General features: G+C 64.7%; 17 protein-coding genes. 10 read left to right on the forward strand and 7 right to left on the reverse strand.

Annotated features, from left to right (window positions below; genetic code table 11):
- Positions 1-4: 4 nt before the first annotated feature.
- Positions 5-934, reverse strand: a complete 930-nt coding sequence (locus tag JG746_RS02650; RefSeq protein ID WP_202356766.1) for a DUF1003 domain-containing protein — start codon at positions 932-934, stop codon at positions 5-7.
- 397 nt (positions 935-1,331) lie between these two features.
- Positions 1,332-2,225, reverse strand: a complete 894-nt coding sequence (locus JG746_RS02655; RefSeq protein ID WP_202356767.1) for a D-alanyl-D-alanine carboxypeptidase family protein — start codon at positions 2,223-2,225, stop codon at positions 1,332-1,334.
- 216 nt (positions 2,226-2,441) lie between these two features.
- Here JG746_RS02655 and JG746_RS02660 point away from each other — a divergent pair, with 216 nt between their 5' ends.
- The 4 genes from JG746_RS02660 (at position 2,442) to JG746_RS02675 (ending at position 6,814) form a co-directional block, all read left to right on the forward strand.
- The gene (locus JG746_RS02660; protein ID WP_202356768.1) at positions 2,442-4,256 is read left to right on the forward strand and encodes a methyl-accepting chemotaxis protein; all 1,815 of its coding nucleotides are present in this window, start codon (positions 2,442-2,444) and stop codon (positions 4,254-4,256) included.
- Positions 4,257-4,594: 338 nt separating this feature from the next.
- Positions 4,595-5,695, forward strand: coding sequence for a hypothetical protein (locus tag JG746_RS02665; protein WP_202356769.1), 1,101 nt, complete (start codon positions 4,595-4,597; stop codon positions 5,693-5,695).
- A gap of 96 nt (positions 5,696-5,791) precedes the next feature.
- On the forward strand, positions 5,792-6,403 hold the full coding sequence (locus JG746_RS02670; protein ID WP_202356770.1) for a nucleoside triphosphate hydrolase: 612 nt from the start codon (positions 5,792-5,794) through the stop codon (positions 6,401-6,403).
- A 93-nt stretch (positions 6,404-6,496) separates the two neighbouring features.
- A complete protein-coding gene (locus JG746_RS02675) occupies positions 6,497-6,814 on the forward strand; it encodes a hypothetical protein (RefSeq protein WP_202356771.1) in 318 nt (105 codons plus the stop codon).
- Positions 6,815-6,868: 54 nt separating this feature from the next.
- Here JG746_RS02675 and JG746_RS02680 read toward each other — a convergent pair whose 3' ends face one another.
- The 3 genes from JG746_RS02680 to JG746_RS02690 all read right to left on the reverse strand — a co-directional run bounded on the left by JG746_RS02680 (position 6,869) and on the right by JG746_RS02690 (position 9,266).
- Positions 6,869-7,573 (reverse strand): glutathione S-transferase family protein, encoded by a 705-nt coding sequence (locus tag JG746_RS02680; RefSeq protein ID WP_202356772.1) that lies wholly within the window; start codon positions 7,571-7,573, stop codon positions 6,869-6,871.
- Between the two features lie 225 nt (positions 7,574-7,798).
- Complete coding sequence (locus JG746_RS02685; RefSeq protein ID WP_202356773.1) at positions 7,799-9,007, reverse strand: beta-ketoacyl-[acyl-carrier-protein] synthase family protein; 1,209 nt, start codon at positions 9,005-9,007, stop codon at positions 7,799-7,801.
- 4 nt (positions 9,008-9,011) lie between these two features.
- Complete coding sequence (locus tag JG746_RS02690) at positions 9,012-9,266, reverse strand: acyl carrier protein (protein ID WP_010912831.1); 255 nt, start codon at positions 9,264-9,266, stop codon at positions 9,012-9,014.
- Between the two features lie 201 nt (positions 9,267-9,467).
- Between JG746_RS02690 and JG746_RS02695 the strand changes: the two genes are divergently transcribed.
- The 5 genes from JG746_RS02695 to JG746_RS02715 are packed head-to-tail and all read left to right on the forward strand — an operon-like array spanning position 9,468 to position 11,821.
- On the forward strand, positions 9,468-10,310 hold the full coding sequence (locus JG746_RS02695) for an urease accessory protein UreD (RefSeq protein WP_202356774.1): 843 nt from the start codon (positions 9,468-9,470) through the stop codon (positions 10,308-10,310).
- A gap of 13 nt (positions 10,311-10,323) precedes the next feature.
- Positions 10,324-10,626 (forward strand): urease subunit gamma, encoded by a 303-nt coding sequence (locus tag JG746_RS02700; protein WP_023693076.1) that lies wholly within the window; start codon positions 10,324-10,326, stop codon positions 10,624-10,626.
- Positions 10,627-10,636: 10 nt separating this feature from the next.
- The gene (locus JG746_RS02705) at positions 10,637-10,891 is read left to right on the forward strand and encodes a DUF1272 domain-containing protein (RefSeq protein WP_202356775.1); all 255 of its coding nucleotides are present in this window, start codon (positions 10,637-10,639) and stop codon (positions 10,889-10,891) included.
- Between the two features lie 30 nt (positions 10,892-10,921).
- Positions 10,922-11,509, forward strand: coding sequence for a HupE/UreJ family protein (locus JG746_RS02710; protein WP_202356776.1), 588 nt, complete (start codon positions 10,922-10,924; stop codon positions 11,507-11,509).
- A gap of 6 nt (positions 11,510-11,515) precedes the next feature.
- On the forward strand, positions 11,516-11,821 hold the full coding sequence (locus JG746_RS02715) for an urease subunit beta (protein ID WP_115141435.1): 306 nt from the start codon (positions 11,516-11,518) through the stop codon (positions 11,819-11,821).
- Between the two features lie 65 nt (positions 11,822-11,886).
- Here the strand turns inward: JG746_RS02715 and JG746_RS02720 are convergent, their stop codons facing one another.
- Both JG746_RS02720 and JG746_RS02725 read right to left on the reverse strand, forming a co-directional pair.
- Positions 11,887-12,378: a hypothetical protein gene (locus tag JG746_RS02720; RefSeq protein ID WP_202356777.1), complete on the reverse strand. Its 492-nt coding sequence runs from the start codon at positions 12,376-12,378 to the stop codon at positions 11,887-11,889.
- A 114-nt stretch (positions 12,379-12,492) separates the two neighbouring features.
- Complete coding sequence (locus JG746_RS02725) at positions 12,493-12,864, reverse strand: hypothetical protein (RefSeq protein ID WP_202356778.1); 372 nt, start codon at positions 12,862-12,864, stop codon at positions 12,493-12,495.
- Between the two features lie 167 nt (positions 12,865-13,031).
- Between JG746_RS02725 and ureC the strand changes: the two genes are divergently transcribed.
- Positions 13,032-14,744: an urease subunit alpha gene (gene ureC, locus JG746_RS02730; RefSeq protein ID WP_446721151.1), complete on the forward strand. Its 1,713-nt coding sequence runs from the start codon at positions 13,032-13,034 to the stop codon at positions 14,742-14,744.
- The last annotated feature ends 3 nt before the right edge of the window (positions 14,745-14,747 follow it).

Raw genomic sequence — 14,747 nt, forward strand, 5'->3', positions numbered from 1 at the left:
CCCCTCACTGCCCCGCCTCCCCCTTCACCGTCCTTCTCCTCACCCCCCGCACCGCCCGCTTCACCTTCTTCGTACCCGCGAGCTCGTTCATCGCATCGAGCTGCATCTGCTGCATTTCGGCCAGGCGCGTCCATTGGCGGGAGATGAGGTAGTCGAGTTTTTCGTGCAGGTGGCGCACTTCGAGCTCGGCTTTGAGGTTGACGCGGTATTCGTTGAAGGAGCGCAGGCGGTCTTTCACCTCCTGGCGCTTCTGGCTCATCATGATGACCGGCGCCTGGATGGCGGCGATGCAGGAGAGCAGCAGGTTGAGCAGGATGAAGGGATAGGGGTCGAAGGCGCTGTTCAAGCCCTCGAACAGATTGATGCCGATCCAGACCAGGAGCACGGTGGCAAACGAGATCAGGAACCACCAGCTGCCGCCAAAGGCGGCCATATTGTCGGAGACGCGGTCGGGGAAGGTGCGGTGCTCCTCGAATTCTTCTTCCGAGTTTTCCGAAATCGTGTCCTGCCGGGCGATCGATTCCACCACCTGGCGGTCGAGCTCGGAGAATTCGCCGTGCTCCTGCTGCAGCAGCTCCTCCATGTAGCGCATGCGGTAGCGGCCGAGCTCCTCGCGGCTGATGCGAGCGCCCCTGGGCAGGTCGGGATGGTCGGAGCGGATGCGGTCGGCCAGGCTCGGGCGCAGCGTGTCGATGCGCACCAGGTCGCGCTTGTGGAATTTGCGGCCCGAGATCGCCGACGGTTTTTTCTTCGGCTTTATGCGGGAGGTGCCGAGGCCCGCTGGTTCTGAGTCCGGCACTTCGGGCGTGTCGAAATGCTCGTCCGAGCCCTCGTGCAAATCCTCCGGCGTGATCGGCGCCTCGAAATATTCGCCGCCGCTATCGTGCTCATTGTCCGCCGCCTGCTGCTCGGATGCCTTGGGGACGGTGCTCATGGTGCTGGCTCCTGCTGTGGCGCTGGACATTGAGGATACGCCGAGGTGGCGGGGTATATCCACTGTCGGATTGCGCTGCCTATGCCATGGCTTCCCGACGATTGCGTGACAATGGGATAACGATAGCCGGCTGTGGGGTTTGGGGGGGTGTTGGCGGGTTGGCCGAGGCCTGCCCGACTTCGTCATCCACGGGCGGAGCATGGGGCGGGAGCGGCGGCGCGAAGACCCGAGGATCCATGCCGGGACGTTGATCTTAAGGTGCAGCGGAGCGGAGTTCTGCACCGTGGCAACGCTTCGGAGTCCCGGCATGGATCCTCGGGTCTGCGCCGCGTCGCTGCGCTCCTTGCTCCGCCCGTGGATGACGAATCGAGGGAGGCTCCGCTGCCCCCCTCTCTTGTCACTGCTGTTCGGCAAACATCAGGCGCGTTTTCGCGCCGTCCATGGTCGGCGACAGGCTGCGCTGGATCAGCGCTTCGACGTGGTCGTTGCGCTGGCGGGCCGAGTCGGCGCCCATCACCACCACGATCAGCTGGCGGCCGTCGGCATTGTAGGAGGTGACGATGTTGAAGCCCGACGCCCTGATATAGCCGGTCTTGATGCCGTCGACGCCGCGCACGCGGCCGAGCATGTCGTTGTGGCCGCGCACCAGCCTGCCGCGGAACATGAAATCGCTCTCGGAGAAATAGTGGAAGTGCTGGGGGAAGCGCTGGCGCAGCGCCATGCCGAGCACCGCCATGTCGCGCGCGGTGGTCATCTGGCCATCGTCGGGCAGGCCGGAAGCGTTGCGGAAAGTGGTGCTGGTCATGCCGAGCGAACGCGCCTTTGAGGTCATCATGGCGGCGAACTGGTCCTCCGAGCCGCCGAGATATTCGCCCACCGCCACCGCCACGTCATTGGCTGACTTGACGACGATGGCGCGGATGGCGGAATCGACATCGATCGTTTCGCCGCGCCGGAAGCGCATCTTGGTCGGCGGCTGCGAGGCGGCGTGGTCGGAGACGGGGATCTGCGTCTCCTTGGTGACGCGGCCGGATTCCATCGCCTCGAACAAAAGATATAGCGTCATCATCTTGGTCAGCGAGGCCGGGTAGCGCTGCGCCGTCGAGTTGACCTCGAACATCTGCTTGCCGGTCCTGACGTCGACGACGATGGCGGCATATTTCTGCGGCGGCGCCGGGACAGTCAGCACCTGGTCCGGCGGGGTCGTGGTCGAGCAGCCGGCCACCATCAGCAACAGGCCAAGGGCGACGAAAACTCTCTGGAGGAGCGGGAAGGAACGCAGTTTGGACAAGGGCGGGACTGTTCTGGCGATGCTGTTGCTGAGATGAGGCGAAGCTAACGTAACGCGTTGGATGCGTCCATTTGGTTAATGGAGGTTAGCCCCAGGATTGTCGAGCCTTCGCAAGCTTGCCAGCCCGCCCCGAAAACGCCTGTTTCTGCATCTTTCCTTGCCAAAACCGCGTTTCCTGTGGGAAGGGGCGTGGCATTGGCTGGCTTGGGGGGTGGCATGACGGACATCGGGGCCGGGGGCGCAGCGCCTTCGCTTATCAAGGCATCGCTCAGCCGCACCGGCAAATGGGCCGGCAGCGTCGCTTTCATCAGCGGCGCCGTTGGCGACGTGCTCAATCCGCTGGCGCCGTTCGCCGCCTATATCGCGCTGGTCGCGGCAATCGCCGCGGCCATCATCGCCATCGCCATCGTGCTGCGGCTCGTGCTGGCAACCAAGGCGCTGCCGGCGCTGTTGTTCGCCACGAGTGCTGCCGCGGTCGCCGGCGGCGTCTATGCCGTGCAGCAGGAGACCAATTCGCAGAACGGCGTCATCGCCGGCCTGGTGCCGGCGATCGCGCAATTGCAGCAGTCGATGGGTATCGTCTCCGAGAAGGTGGCCAAGATCGAGCAGACGGTGACGCAGACGCAAAAGACCGTCGAACAGGTCAAGAAAACGACCGATACGGTGGCGCAGAAGACCGACCAGATCGCATCCGCCCAGCAACAGCAGACGCAGCAGGGTGCTGAGACGCAGAAGACCGTCGAGGCGGTCAAGCAGACGACCGACACGCTCGCCGCCGGCCAGCAACAGCAGCAGGTCCAGGCCGAAAAGCTGCAGGCCACGACCGAACAGATCGCCGCCTCGATCGACACCATCGCCAAGGGTTTTGCCCAGCTGGCGGCGCAAGGCGGAGCGATAGCCGAGCCGAAGCGGCCGGACGAGTTCTACCACAATGCCCGCGTCTACGAATTGTCGGGCGACATGCTCAACGCAAGGCGCTCCTACCTCGCCTTTGCCGGCTTCGATATCGACGCCATCGACCCCTATACGCGCTTTGCCACGCTGCTTCGCGTGCAGGACGGCAAGGCCGGCGCGCGCGAAGTGTTCGGGCAGCTGGCCGACAAGGGCAAGGCGCTGTCGATCAAGCTGGTGCATATATTGCAGTTCGAGGACGCCCAGCGGCTCGACAAGCTCAACGCCTTCATCACGGCCAATCCCGACTACGCGCCGGCCTATTTCCTCAAGGCGCAGGAGTTTTCGGAAGACCGCCTCGGCAGCCAGACGCTGGCCGACAAGCGCAACGAAGCCCAGGCGCTGACCAAGTTCGTGTCCTATGAAAAGGATGGCGGGCTGCTCAAATATTTCGTCGACCAGACGCAGCTCGCGGACTGGCTGGACCGCAGCCGCAGCCGGCTGGCCGCCCTTGGCGACGTGCTCGACCCCGCGCGCTTCGCGCCTTCGCTGACGCCGATGCGCTCCAACCAGGGCTGGTCGATGACCATTTCGCTCCCGGAGCCGGCTACCGCGATCTCCTGGCGGCTTGGCACCAGCGGTCCCTTCACCGACACCGGCTTCCTGGCGATGAAGGACCAGACCACCGGCAAGCCGATGGCCAATCCGAGCTTCGAACTGCCCGACAGCACGGCCGCGACGACGATCGCGATCAAATATCTCGACATCAGGGGCCGCGAGACCGGCCCATTCGACATAAGCTTCGACCCGGACGCCGCGCTGCAGCAAGGCGACAAGCAGATCCTCGACCAGTTCTGGACGTCGTGGATCGCCTTCGACTCCGGCGGCAATCACGGCCTGGTCTATTTCACCCAGATGCTGTCCTACCGCTGCGCCATCAAGGAGGTTCGTTACAGCCTGGACGGTGCCGCGCTTGACAAGTCCCTCGAGATTCCGCCTTGCGACAAGAAGGACCCCTACGCCATCCCCTACGACGCCAAGGGCTATTTCAAGATCGCCGACAGCGTGAAATCGATGTCGGTGCAGGTGACCTACACCGACGGGACGAAATCGCCGGTGCGGGAATACAAGCGGCAGTAGGCCTGAGAGCGCTGATCATGGCGATGGCTTCAGTTTGGCCTTCGTCTTCCCGCGTTTGCGCCGCCCCTCACCTGCCTGCCGGCATCCTCTCCCCGTTTAGAGACGGGGAGAGGGGCGCTGTCGTCAGCGGTTTCGCCAATCACCGGCGTTGCAGAGAAAGCGCCAGCGCGCGGCCAGTTCCCTTCTCCCCGTCTCTATACGGGGAGAAGGTGCCGGCAGGCGGATGAGGGGCAGCGCCGACGGCTTCCATTGTGCCTGATGCGAAATGCCGGCTCCAGCGCTTGCGCAATCCGCGCCGAACGGGTTCTGTCTGCGCCTTCAGATTCGGTGAGAGCGCTATGGATATCTGCACGATCAAGGCCAAGGGTATTTCGGTTTCGCTCGATCTCACTGTCGGTCACATCGCCGACATGACGGTCGAGAGCGGCGGACGGCGGCTGAGGCCGCTGCACCGCGCGCCCTGGGTCGATTCAGGCGAAGCGCTGCCGAAGGACCTGCCGCAAGGCACGGTCCGGCTGTCCGGCGATTTCCTCTGCGCGCCGTTTTCGCGCAGCGATGTCGAGGAGGCGCCGCTGCATGGCTGGACCGCCAACAGCGCCTGGGATGTCGCCGAGAGCTGTGCCACGGATGGCGGATGGCGCGCTGTCTTCCGGCTGCGGCACAAGGTGATGGGCGCCAGCGTCGACAAAATCTTCACGCTGCGAGACGGCCACCCCTTCCTCTATCAGGAACATGTGTTTTCCGGCGGGTCCGGTGCGATTTCCGTCGCCCATCACCCGATGACGGCGATGAAAGGCGGCGGCAGGCTGGCCTTTTCGCCGAAACGATTTGCCGCGACGCCCTCTGATCCGCTGGAGCCCGATCCCGTGCGCGGCCGCTTCATGCTGGCCTATCCGGCGCGGTCCAGTGACCTCGGCCAGTTTCCCGCCGCCAGCGGCGGCACGCTCGACCTGACGCAATACCGCATGGAGGATCGGCGCGAGGATTTCATCACCCTGGTCGAGGCCGACCATGACGGACCGGGCTGGACGGCGCTGGCGCGCCAGGCCGAGGACGATCTGGTGCTGGTGTTGAAGAACCCGGCCGAACTGCCTGTTACCATGCTGTGGCTCAGCAATGGCGGGCGCGACTATGCGCCCTGGAGCGGCAGGCATCTCGGCGTGCTTGGCATAGAGGACGGCCGCACGGCTGTCGGCCATGCCGCCTCGATCGGAGACAACTGGCTGAAGCGCGAAGGCGTGGCGACCGCCTTTGCGCTCGGCGAAGGCCGCAGTTTCTCGTTCCGCCATGTCATCGGCGCCCTGCCGCTGTCCGATGGACAACCGCCACGCGAGATCATCACGGCCGACAGCCAGATGCGGCTCTCGGCCGGTGGCTCCCCATCGGAGGTGCCGTTCGACAGCGCTTTCCTGCGCATCGGCCAGCCTGTTGCCGCCTGAGCCGGGATTGCGCGGGCGCGGGGTTTGAAATTTCCACCGACTGACGCCAAAATGCGGCGTAATATTTTGCCGATCATCCAGGCAAGTGAGGCTCCCATGTCCGAAATCGCCCACCTCGCCGCCACCATCTTCAAACGCGCCGGCAAGGCAAAACGCTTCATCGTCGCCATCGCCGGCCCACCAGGCTCCGGCAAGTCCACGCTGTCGGCCGGCCTGCACGACCTTTTGCCGGAAGGGGCGGTGGAGGTCGTGCCGATGGACGGCTTCCACTATGACGACATCGTGCTCAATGCGCGCGGCCTGCGGGCGCGCAAGGGCGCACCGGAAACCTTCGACTTTGCCGGCTTCGAGACCCTGATGAAGCGCATCCGGGCCGGCGAACCCGACATCGCCATTCCCGTCTTCGACCGCAGCATGGAGCTGTCGCGCGCCGCCGCCGCGATCGTCGGGACCGAGACCAAGTTCATCCTGGTCGAAGGCAATTACCTGCTGCTCGACGAGGAGCCGTGGTCGCGGCTGGCGCCGCTGTTCGATTTCTCGATCTTCGTCGATGTGCCGCGCAATGAGCTCGAGCGCCGCCTGATGGAGCGCTGGCAGGGCCATGGGCGTTCCGATGAGGATGCGCGCGCCTGGATCGCCTCCAACGACATGCCCAACATCGAACGTGTGCTGGCCCGGCGGCTGGCCGCCGACCTGATCATTGGTTAACACGCTTAATTTTCGGTATTTCTTGGCGGGAACCTTAAGAGTTTCACGCCGTTATGCCTCAGAACCCGTTTGTCCGGCGTAAGGGATTTTCCAATGGTAACCAAGGCAAAAAAACCAGCCAAGACGAGGCCTGCTAAGGCAACGCAGGCCAAAGCCGGTGCTGGCCCGGCGATTGCAGAGCGTTCGAAGGACGCCAAGGGCGCTTTCGGCAAGGCCGCACCCAGAAAGGTCGTGCCGGCCGCGAAGACTGCAAGCCCGCGCAAGCCGGCGCCTGCCAAAGCCGGTGCAGTCCGGACCGCGGCCAACGTCGCCGCCGGCGCGGTGGTGGCCACCGCGCGCGGTGCCGTCTCGCTTGCGGCTTCCGTGATCGGCAGGGGCGGTTCGAAGGCTTCGAAGGCCAAGGCGAAGTAGCAGGCCTGCTTCTCGATTAGCGAAGGCCGTCGCCGCCATGGCGACGGGTCCAATTCAGCCTTTTGCCGGAATGGTCAGGCCCTTCTGCACCGCCGGCCGCGCCAGGCCACGATCCAGCCATGCCGCCACATTGGCGAAATCATCGAAGCCGACGAGTTCGCGCGCTTCATAGAAGCCGATCAAATTGCGCACCCAGCCGAGCAGCGAGATGTCGGCGATGGTGTAGTCATTGCCCATGATCCATTTGCGGCCCTTGAGGCGGCCATCGAGCACGCCGATCAGCCGCCGCGATTCGTCGCGGTAGCGTTCCAGCGGGCGCTTGTCGGCGATCTCGCGGCCGGCGAATTTGTGGAAGAACCCGACCTGGCCGAACATCGGCCCGACGGAAGCCATCTGAAAGAAGACCCACTGGATCGTCTCATAACGCCGCGCTGCGTCCGCCGGGATAAGCAAGCCGGTCTTGTCGGCGAGATAGAGCAGGATGGCGCCGGATTCGAAAAGCCCGATCGGCTTGCCGTCCGGGCCGTTGGGATCGATGATCGCCGGGATCTTGCCATTGGGATTGAGCGACAGGAACTCCGGCGTCCAGCTTTCGTCCTTGCTGATGTTGACCAGATGCGGCTCGTAGGGCAAGCCGATCTCTTCCAGCGCGATCGATATCTTCACACCATTGGGCGTCGTCGCCGAATAGAGCTGGATCTGGTCGGGATATTTGGCCGGCCAACGGGTGGTGATCGGAAAGGCGGACAAGTCGGCCATCGAAAAACTCCTGAGCGGGGATTCGCACCCAATGGCGCGGTTGTTGGCGGGTGGCCAAGAATTAGGCGCACGGCCAGGCAGGATCAATATGTCGGCGACAGTTTCGCCATGCACGGACAGCAAACCAGCCCAACGCGGCGGATCGCCGAGCGCGCTCAAGACCGCCCGGACGCAGTGACCCTCGGGGCGGTGGTGACCGCCCGGGGCGGTGGTGACCGCCCGGGATTAGATGGCCTTGAATGCCAGCACCGCATTGGTGCCGCCGAAAGCAAAACCGTTGCTGATGGCGGCGCGCACCTTGCGCTCGCGCGCGACATTGGGCGTCACGTCGAGATCGCAATCGGGATCGGGTTCGCGGTAATTGGCGGTCGGCGGCACGACGCCTTCGCGGATCGCCATGACGCAGGCGATCATCTCCAGCCCGCCCGACGCGCCCAGGCAATGGGCATGCATCGACTTGGTCGAGGAGATGGACAACGACCGCGCGTGTTCGCCAAAGACGCGCTTGATCGCATTGGTTTCGATCTGGTCGTTGGCCTTAGTGCCGGTGCCGTGCGCGTTGAGATAATCGATGTCCTCGGGATTGAGCCCGGCATCGGCCAGGCAGAAGCGCATCGCGGCTTCCGGTCCCTCGACGGTCGGGGCGACGATGTCGGAGGCATCGGCCGAGAGGCCGGCGCCGGCGATTTCGGCGAGGATGGTGGCGCCACGCGCCATGGCGTGATCGTAGCTTTCCAGAACCGCCATGCCGGCGCCTTCGCCGAGCACCAGGCCCTGGCGGTCGGCCGAGAACGGCCGGCAGGTGTCGGGCGACAGCACGCGCAATGCCTCCCAGCCCTTGAGCACGCCCCAGACCAGCGGCGCCTCGGTGCCGCCGGCAACCATGACGTCGGCGCGGCCGAGCCTGATCTGGTCGACCGCCGAGGCGATGGCGTGGTTGGCCGACGAGCAGGCCGAGGTGACGCCGAAGACGGGTCCGCGCAGGCCGAGATGCATGCTGACCTGGCCGGCGGCGGCGCCCGGCATGACCCTGGGCACGGTGAAGATGCCGGCGCGATTCTTGCCCTCGACCAGAATGGCGCGATAGTTCTCCTCGACGGTCTCGAAGCCGCAGACGCCGACGCCGACGATGGTTCCCATGCGATAGGTGTTGTCGGCATGCGGAGCCAGGCCGGACTGCTGCATGGCCTCCTTTGCGGCAATCACCGCCAGCAGGCTGAAACGATCCATCGACACCAGCTGCTTGCGCTCGATGCCGTGCTCGGGCAGCGCCTTGATCTCGCAGCCGGTCTTGACCTTCAAATCATGCAGGAAGGGATTGTCGATCGGGCCGATGGCCGAACGGCCGGCCCGCATTTCGGTCCAGATCGACTGCGCATCGACGCCAAGTCCGCACAGCCCGCCAATGCCGGTAATGACGACGCGTTTCAGCATTCGGTCAGGCTTTTTTCGCGATCAGCGCGCGAACGGCCTCGACCATGTCGCCAACATTCTTGAGATTGCTCCAGGCATCGACCGTGTTCATTTCGATCTCGATGCCATACTGCTCCTCGAGGTCGAAGATGATCTCCGTCAGCTCCAGCGAATGGATGCCGAGCGACGTCAATTCGGTGCTGGTGGTGATTTCTTCACCGCCCGGCTCGGCATGGGCCTTGATCTTTTCGATGATGTCCGTTGCCAGCTGGTCAGCCATTCGGTCTCTTCCCCACTTTGTCGTTTCCCGACGCCAACTGAACAGCGCCTTCTGTCCTCGATATCAGGCCGCGATCATCGCCTTCTACCCCCGCCAAGCATCGCCTGACCGCACCGAGGTGGCTCCCTCTATAGAAACGGAAACGCCATCAAGCAACAAGCTATATATCGACAAAACCGCCACAGTGCTTAACCTGACGGGGTGGATACGATCGAATATACCAAGTTTTCGGCACCTTTGGCCCAGCGCGCCGCGGGTCTGGCGCAGCTGGGCTGCGCCAGCGCGGGCGGCCGCACGCGGCTGCGGCGCCTCTATCAGGACGGTTCCGCCAAGATAAGGCTGCCGGCCGTTTCGGCCGACCCGCTGGAGGCAGTGCTGATCAACACCGCCGGCGGACTGACCGGCGGCGACCGCATCGGCTGGGACGTGGATGTCGGCGCAAAGGCCTCGGCGTCGGTAACGACCCAGGCCTGCGAGAAGGTCTATCGCGCCGCATCCGACCAGGCCGAGGTGCGGGTCAGGCTGACGGTCGGCGAGAACGGCCGCATCGCCTGGCTGCCGCAGGAGACCATCGTCTTCGACCGCGCCGCCTTTGCCCGCACATTGGACGTCGAACTTGCCGCGGGGGCCGAGGCGCTGGTGCTGGAGGCCACCGTCTTCGGCCGCCTGGCCATGGGCGAACGCGCCGCGTTCGGCACTTTCCGCGACCGCTGGCGTGTTCGCCAGGATGGGTTCCTCATCCATGCCGAGGATTTCCGCATCGGACCTGATATCACTGCCGCCCTTGCACGCCCGGCGGCGGCCGGCGGCGCGATCGCCGTGGCAACGCTGCTGCTTGTGTCGCCGCGGGCCGAGGCATTTCTCGATCCGGTCCGCGAGATAGTCGGCGACCGGGGCGGCGCCAGCGCCTGGAGCGTGAAGGCATCTGGCAAGCTTCTTGCGAGGCTTTACGCCGAGGACGGCTACCAACTGCGCCAGCGGCTGGTTCCGCTCGTCGGACTGCTCAACGGAAGGGCGGGGCTGCCCAAATTATGGTCACTGTGATTCTGGAAACCGCATGAACCTGACGCCGAGGGAAAAAGACAAGCTGCTGATCGCCATGGCGGCGATCGTGGCACGCAAGCGGCTGGAGCGTGGCGTCAAGCTGAACCATCCGGAAGCGATCGCGCTGATCACCGATTTCGTCGTCGAAGGCGCCCGCGACGGCCGCCCGGTCGCCGAACTGATGGAGGCCGGCGCCCATGTCGTCACCCGCGCGCAGGTGATGGAAGGCATCGCCGAGATGATCCATGACGTGCAGGTGGAAGCGACCTTCCCCGACGGCACCAAGCTGGTGACCGTGCACGAGCCCATCAGGTGAGGAGACCGAAATGCTCGAGCTGCGCCCGAATTGCGAGTGCTGCGACAAGGACCTGCCGCCGGAAGCGACGGATGCACTGATCTGCACCTTCGAATGCACCTTCTGCGCCGATTGCGTGGAAAGCGTGCTGGACGGCGCCTGCCCCAATTGCGGCGGCAATTTTTCGGCCAGGCCGATCCGCCCAGCCGCGATGCTGAAGAAATATCCGGCTTCGACCAAGCGCGTCCTCAAGGCCGAGGGCTGCGGCCCGCGCAAGGCCGCGTGACTGCTCCATCGCAAACGAAAGGCAAGTAGAATGATCCCTGCCAAACGCCTGGGCCTCGCGGCGATCCTGCTCATGGCCGCCGCCATGCCGGCCTATGCCCATGTCGGCATCGGCACCACCTCCTCCTTCACGGCCGGCTTCATGCATCCCTTGTCCGGCCTCGATCATATGACAGTGATGATCGCCGTCGGCCTGTGGGCGGCCCTCAAGGGCGGCAGGGCGATCTGGGCGTGGCCGGCGGCCTTTGTCGGCGTCATGCTTGCCGGCGCGGCCCTTGGCATGGCGCATGTGCCGGTGCCTTTCGTCGAACCGGGCATACTGGCCTCCGTCGTGGCGCTTGGCCTGCTGGTGGCGCTGGCGGTCGATCTGCCCGTCTCGGCGGGCGTCGCCATTCTCGGCCTGTTCGCGCTGTTCCACGGCCATGCGCATGGCACCGAAGTGCCCGAAAATGCCGGAGGGCTCGAATATATGGCCGGCTTTGCCGTCGCCACCGCGCTGCTTCATGCCGTCGGCATTGCCGCCGCGCTTGGCCTTGGCACGAGGTTCCGTGGTCTGGCCCGTGTCGCGGGGGCTGCCTGCGCGGCGATCGGCCTTGGTTTGGCCTTCGGCGTCGTGTGATTGCAGATGATCCCCGGCGAAATCATCCCCGTCCAAGGCGACATCGAGCTCAATAAGGGCCTGCCGACCGTCACCCTGAAAGTCGCCAACAGCGGCGACCGGCCGATCCAGGTCGGCAGCCACTACCATTTCTTCGAAACCAACGAGGGGCTGAAATTCGACCGCGAACAGGCCCGCGGCATGCGCCTCGACATCGCCGCCGGCACCGCCATGCGCTTCGAACCGGGGCAGGAACGCGACGTGACGCTGGTGCCGCTCGGCGGCAAGCGCGAGGTCTACGGGTTCCAGCAGAAGGTGATGGGCAAGCTGTGAGTTCTGTGGCGTCTCATGCGCGCCGCGCAAGACCAGCAAGCATGAAAGCAGGCAGTGCTTTCGGCTCAGTTCGACGGTTTGGCGGCCGCATAGATGACGATCTTTCCGAGATCGTCGAACTCGACGGCGAGAACGTCCTGCGCGGCCACGCGCCGCGAATCGATGGCATTGAACAGCAGGGCGTTGGCCTCTATCTCCTTGCGCAGTTCCGCGACATCGTCCTTGTGCTGGCGAACCTTGTTCTCGATGACCGGGGGCGGACCGCCTTCGCTGCGCGCCGAGTCGGTCAGGAACACGATGTCGACCCTGTCGAGCTTGGAGGTCTTGCGCACCGTGCTGATGTTGTCGCGCGTGCGATCGATCGCCGAACTGACTTTGCCGATTTCAGCTGTCGTCTTGGTCTCTTCCTCGTTGACTTGCGAGCCGACGATCCGGTCGACGGTCTCCGGACTTTCAAGGCCCTGCGCATTCAGCGCGGCTTGCGGAAGGCTCGCTGCCAGAAACGCGGCCGCCGCAATGGCATGCAGCCATCTGGCGTCGGGCAAGGTGGAGGTCATCGTTCGCTTTCGCAGTTTGTTCCAACGCTCAAGGAACGAAACGACTCCAGCCCTGCCATGGTTCCCCTCGTGATGCGGCCGGCGGACCGGATGCCGGCCCGCCGCGCCGGGCCGTCAGCTGGCCTTCTTGGTGATCAAGGTCAGCGCGCCGTTGGGCTCCATGCTCGCCGCGACCACCTGCGCCGAGGTCATTCCCTTGGCCTGGAGGGCGGACTTCACCTTGGGAGTGGCGTCGATCGAGCTGCGCAGTTTCTGCAGGCCGGCGTCACCGCGCTGGGCGATCACCTGATTGACCTGCGTCTGTGTGTCCTTCGGCAACTCGGTGATGTCGACAATGTTGACGCTCTGGATCGCCGGCGCGGCCTGCTGACCGCCGGGAGATGGCGCGGCGGGGGCAGGCGCGGCCGGAGCCGGCTGCTGCTGGGCACTGGCGGCACCGGCCAGCATCAGGCTGGCCGCGGCTGCAAGAATTGTCGTTTTGCGCATGGATTTTCCTTCCATCGATTTGGCAAACGGTCGTTTTGGGGTGACCTCGTAACCTCAACCGCCAAATGGGATCAGAAGGTGTCGCCCAGCGGGTCATTGCGTGACCATTGGATGGCGGCAATGTGCGCCCCAACCTCAACCACACCGCATTTCGGGAGCAATCGCTGATGGCCAGAATCTCGCGTGCCACCTACGCCCAAATGTATGGGCCGACTGTCGGCGACAAGGTCAGGCTGGCCGACACCGAGCTTTTCATCGAGGTGGAAAAGGACCTCACCATTCACGGTGAGGAAGTAAAATTCGGCGGCGGCAAGGTCATCCGCGACGGCATGGGCCAGAGCCAGGTTTCCCGCGCCCAGGGCGCGGTCGACACCGTCATAACCAATGCCCTGGTGATCGACGCCAGCGCCGGTATCTTCAAGGCCGATATCGGCCTGAGGGACGGCCGCATCGCGGCCATCGGCAAGGCCGGCAATCCGGACACGCAGGACGGTGTCACCATCATCATCGGCCCGGGCACCGAGATCATCGCCGGCGAAGGCAAGATCCTGACCGCCGGCGGCTTCGACGCGCATATCCACTTCATCTGCCCGCAGCAGATCGAGGAAGCGCTGATGTCAGGCATCACCACCATGCTCGGCGGCGGCACCGGCCCGGCACATGGCACGCTGGCCACCACCTGCACGCCGGGGCCGTGGCATATGGCGCGCATGATCCAGTCCTTCGACGCCTTTCCGATGAATATCGGCCTGTCGGGCAAGGGCAATGCGTCGCTGCCGGCGGCGCTTGAGGAAATGGTGCTGGGCGGTGCCTGCTCGCTGAAGCTGCATGAGGATTGGGGCACGACGCCGGCGGCGATCGACTGCTGCCTGTCGGTGGCCGACGACTACGACGTGCAGGTGATGATCCACACCGACACGCTGAACGAGTCCGGCTTTGTCGAAAACACCGTGGCGGCGATCAAGGGCCGCACCATCCACGCCTTCCACACCGAAGGCGCCGGCGGCGGCCATGCGCCTGATATCATCAAGGTCTGCGGCCTGCCCAACGTCATCCCGTCATCGACCAATCCGACGCGGCCCTACACCGTCAACACGCTGGCCGAGCATCTCGACATGCTGATGGTCTGCCATCATCTGTCGCCGTCGATCCCCGAGGACATCGCCTTTGCCGAAAGCCGCATCCGCAAGGAGACGATCGCCGCCGAAGACATCCTGCACGACATCGGCGCCTTCTCGATCATCTCGTCGGACAGCCAGGCGATGGGCCGCGTCGGCGAAGTGGCGATCCGGACATGGCAGACCGCCGACAAGATGAAGCGCCAGCGCGGCGCGCTGCCGCAGGAGACCGGCGACAACGACAATTTCCGCGTCCGCCGCTACATCGCCAAATACACGATCAACCCGGCCATCGCGCATGGGTTGTCGAAAGACATCGGCTCGATCGCCGTCGGCAAGCGCGCCGACCTGGTGCTGTGGAACCCGGCCTTCTTCGGCGTGAAGCCGGACATGGTGCTGATCGGCGGCATGATCGCCGCCGCCCCGATGGGCGACCCCAACGCCTCGATCCCGACGCCGCAGCCGATGCACTACCGGCCGATGTTCGGCGCCTATGGCAAGGCCAGGACCAATTCGTCGGTGACCTTCGTTTCGAAGGCCGCGCTCGAGTCAGGGCTGCATGGACGGCTCGGCGTCGAAAAGCAGTTCGTCGCCGTGGAAAACACCCGCGGCGGCATCGGCAAGCATTCGATGGTGCTCAACGACGCCACGCCGCATGTCGAGGTCGATCCCGAAACCTACGAGGTGCGCGCCGACGGCGAATTGCTGACATGCGAGCCGGCAACCGTGCTGCCGATGGCGCAGCGGTATTTTCTGTTTTGAACG

Source organism: Mesorhizobium sp. 113-3-3 (assembly GCF_016756495.1).
Taxonomy (GTDB): domain Bacteria; phylum Pseudomonadota; class Alphaproteobacteria; order Rhizobiales; family Rhizobiaceae; genus Mesorhizobium.

Excerpts from the sequence above, each read along its gene's own strand:
- JG746_RS02650 (WP_202356766.1), bottom strand. The coding sequence starts at position 934 with ATGAGCACCGTCCCCAAGGCATCCGAGCAGCAGGCGGCGGACAATGAG.
- JG746_RS02660 (WP_202356768.1), top strand. The coding sequence starts at position 2,442 with ATGACGGACATCGGGGCCGGGGGCGCAGCGCCTTCGCTTATCAAGGCA.
- JG746_RS02665 (WP_202356769.1), top strand. The coding sequence starts at position 4,595 with ATGGATATCTGCACGATCAAGGCCAAGGGTATTTCGGTTTCGCTCGAT.
- JG746_RS02670 (WP_202356770.1), top strand. The coding sequence starts at position 5,792 with ATGTCCGAAATCGCCCACCTCGCCGCCACCATCTTCAAACGCGCCGGC.
- JG746_RS02675 (WP_202356771.1), top strand. The coding sequence starts at position 6,497 with ATGGTAACCAAGGCAAAAAAACCAGCCAAGACGAGGCCTGCTAAGGCA.
- JG746_RS02680 (WP_202356772.1), bottom strand. The coding sequence starts at position 7,573 with ATGGCCGACTTGTCCGCCTTTCCGATCACCACCCGTTGGCCGGCCAAA.
- JG746_RS02685 (WP_202356773.1), bottom strand. The coding sequence starts at position 9,007 with ATGCTGAAACGCGTCGTCATTACCGGCATTGGCGGGCTGTGCGGACTT.
- JG746_RS02690 (WP_010912831.1), bottom strand. The coding sequence starts at position 9,266 with ATGGCTGACCAGCTGGCAACGGACATCATCGAAAAGATCAAGGCCCAT.
- JG746_RS02700 (WP_023693076.1), top strand. The coding sequence starts at position 10,324 with ATGAACCTGACGCCGAGGGAAAAAGACAAGCTGCTGATCGCCATGGCG.
- JG746_RS02705 (WP_202356775.1), top strand. The coding sequence starts at position 10,637 with ATGCTCGAGCTGCGCCCGAATTGCGAGTGCTGCGACAAGGACCTGCCG.
- JG746_RS02710 (WP_202356776.1), top strand. The coding sequence starts at position 10,922 with ATGATCCCTGCCAAACGCCTGGGCCTCGCGGCGATCCTGCTCATGGCC.
- JG746_RS02715 (WP_115141435.1), top strand. The coding sequence starts at position 11,516 with ATGATCCCCGGCGAAATCATCCCCGTCCAAGGCGACATCGAGCTCAAT.
- JG746_RS02720 (WP_202356777.1), bottom strand. The coding sequence starts at position 12,378 with ATGACCTCCACCTTGCCCGACGCCAGATGGCTGCATGCCATTGCGGCG.
- JG746_RS02725 (WP_202356778.1), bottom strand. The coding sequence starts at position 12,864 with ATGCGCAAAACGACAATTCTTGCAGCCGCGGCCAGCCTGATGCTGGCC.
- ureC (WP_446721151.1), top strand. The coding sequence starts at position 13,032 with ATGGCCAGAATCTCGCGTGCCACCTACGCCCAAATGTATGGGCCGACT.